2 protein-coding genes are annotated in these 2,801 nt (G+C 70.1%); both read right to left on the bottom strand.

What is annotated here, in order from left to right; genetic code table 11:
* On the bottom strand, window positions 1-533 hold a 533-nt coding region (locus tag GXP76_RS34985; RefSeq protein ID WP_242575643.1), incomplete at its 3' end, for a beta-ketoacyl synthase N-terminal-like domain-containing protein.
* A gap of 39 nt (window positions 534-572) precedes the next feature.
* On the bottom strand, window positions 573-2,801 hold a 2,229-nt coding region (locus tag GXP76_RS34980; RefSeq protein ID WP_242575642.1), incomplete at its 5' end, for a type I polyketide synthase.

Raw genomic sequence — 2,801 nt, 5'->3', positions numbered from 1 at the left:
CCGGTGGAACCGGTGAGGAAGTAGCCGTCGGAGGCGTCCGCCTGGCTGCCGTACCCCTGGAAGCCGGCGCCCACGAAGACGCCGGTGGAGCTGCCCCGAAGGGCGTTCAGATCCAGGTTCGCTCGTTCGAACAACTCCCATGCGGCCTCCAGCAACAGCCGCTGCTGCGGGTCCATGCTCAGCGCCTCGCGCGGGCTGATGCCGAACAGTTCGGCGTCGAACTCGGCGACGTCCTCGACGAAACCGCCCTCACGGGCGTACGTCTTGCCCGGCCGCCCGGGAACCGGGTCGTACAGGTCGTCGATCGCCCAGCCCCGGTCCGGCGGGAAGGTGGTGATCGCGTCAGTCCCGTTCGCCACCAGTTCCCAAAGGTCCTCGGGGCTACGCACCCCGCCCGGCAGCCGGCAGCTCATGCCGACGACGGCGATCGGTTCGTGCTCGCCGGACTCATACCGAAGGAGCCGTTCCCGGGTCTGCTTGAGCTCACCGGTCACGCGCTTGAGGTATTCGAACAGCTTGTCCTGGTCCGTCATCACAGTCTCAATCGCCGGAGTCGAAGGGGCGGGGCGCAGTCAGCGCTGACCCAGCTCTTTGTCGATGAAGTCGAATACTTCGTCAGGTGTCGCGGACTCGAACTGGGCGTCGGCGGCCACGTGTCCCTGCTCGTTACCGCCACTCCACTTTTCGAGCAGCGACTGAAGGCGGAGCGTGATGCGTGCCTTCTCGCGGTTGTCGGGTTCCATCCGCAGCAGGGACTTCTCCAGCCGCTCGATCTGGTCGAGTGGAGACGCTCCGGCGTCGGAGCCGTCCGGGAACAACGCCCCCCGCAGATACGTCACCACCGCGCCCGGTGTCGGGTGATCGAACACCAGGGTGGCGGGGAGCTGGAGTCCGGACAGACTCCTCAGACGGTTCCGTACCTCGACCGCCGTCACCGAGTCGAACCCGAGTTCCCGGAAGGCCCGGTGCTCCTCCACGGCTTCAGGGCCCGAGAGTTCGAGAATCCGGGCTGCCTCACGCCGTACGATCCCCAGCAGTTCGGCGTACTGGTCGTCGGCGGCCAGTCCGGCGAGCCGGCTCCGCAGCGACCGGGCCTCGTCCCCGGCTACCTCCGACGTCGACGCCTCCCCGACTTCCGCCAGTCGTCGGACCTCGGGCAGGTCCTCGATGAGCGGGCGGCGACGTGCCACGGTGAAGGTGGGGACGAACTGCTCCCAGTCCACGTCCGCCACGGCCACGAACGTCTCGTCCAACGTCAGCGCCTCGTGCAGCGCCGCAACCGCGAGGTCCGGTGCCATCGGGCGGATGCCCACGCGCGACAGGTACTGCTCGCCGTCGCCCTCCGCCATACCGCCACCGCCCCACAGACCCCAGGCGATCGAGGTCGCCCGGACCCCCTGAGCGCGTAGCTGCTCCGCGACCGCGTCGAGGTAGGCGTTGGCGGCGGCGTACGCGCTGTGCATGCCGCTGCCCCACACCCCGGAATTGGACGAGAACAGCACCAGATTGTCGACCGGGTGGTCGTCGAGGGCGGCGACGAGATTGCGGGTGCCGGTCACCTTCGCCCGCAACAGCTCGGCGAACGCGCCGGGTTCGGACTCCCGCAACGTCGTGCGCTGCGGTACGCCGGCGGCGTGGATGACGGTGTTGATCGGCGGGTGCCCGGTACCGCCACCGTCGAACAGTTCGGCCACCTGGTGCGAATCGGCGATGTCGCAAGCGACGACGGTGGTGGGGGTTCCCTGGGCGGTCAGCTCGTCGGCGAGTTCAGTCGCGCCGGGAGCGGCAGGGCCGGTACGGCTGACCAGAACGAGATGCGCCGCACCGTTCCGGGCGAGCCAGCGGGCCAGGTGCGAGCCGAGCGCACCCGTACCCCCGGTGATCAGCACCGTGCCGCTCGGCTTCCACTCCTGGTCGTCGCCGGGCGCCGCCGGAGCGTGCTGCAATCGGCGCGCGAAGACGCCGACGTTCCGGAGAGCGATCTGGTCCTCGATCGGCTCGGCCAGCGCGGCGGTCAACTGACCGCCGGTGGCGGACTGCCAGACGGCGGGGAGGTCGATCAGGCCGCCGTAGTGGTCGGGGTGTTCCAGGCCGAAGACCCGGCCCAACCCCCAGACCGCCGCCAGAGCGGGGTCGGAGGCCGTATCGGATCCGGGTACGGTGACCGCCCCTCGGGTCAGCACCCACAACTGTGTGTCCGGCTGCTCGGCGACGGCCCGCATCACCGCCAAGACGGCCGCCAGCCCACCCGGCAGACCCGGGTGGTCCGGATGACTACGATCGAACCCGGCCGGCAGATAGGCGATGTGCCCGGCACCGGTCAGCAGGTCGGCGACGTCCGTGCGGTCGGGGTCGGCGGGCAGCACTCGCACCTCGACCTCGGCACCGGCCTGCTCCAACGCCCGCCGTACGTCGGCGACTTCGCCACCGTCGTGACAGAGAAGGAGCCACTGCCTCGACAGTCGATCGGCATGCCGGACGGCAAGCGGTGTCCAGCCCACCCCGTAACGCCACCCGTCGTTCACCGAAGCACCGACCGGCTGGTCGATACCCGGGAGCGGGGCGGGTGCGTCGAGCCAGTAGCGCTGACGTTGGAAGGCGTACGTGGGCAGTGCGACCGGCTCCGCGGCGGGCAGCAACTCGCCCCAGGCCACCGGCAGACCCGCTACCCATGCCTCGCCCAAGCTCCGGAGCATCTGAGCCTCGTCGGGCTGGTCACGGCGCAGGGTGTGCAGCACCCGGCCGTCGGTGTCGGCGAGGACCGTCGACAGCGCGAGCCCGAGGACGGGATGCGGGCCGAT

This window comes from Streptomyces sp. NP-1717 (genome assembly GCF_022695985.1).
Taxonomy (GTDB): Bacteria; Actinomycetota; Actinomycetes; order Streptomycetales; family Streptomycetaceae; genus Streptomyces.
The sequence above is the reverse complement of the archived record's forward strand: the minus strand, read 5'-3'. Positions and strand labels throughout refer to the sequence as shown.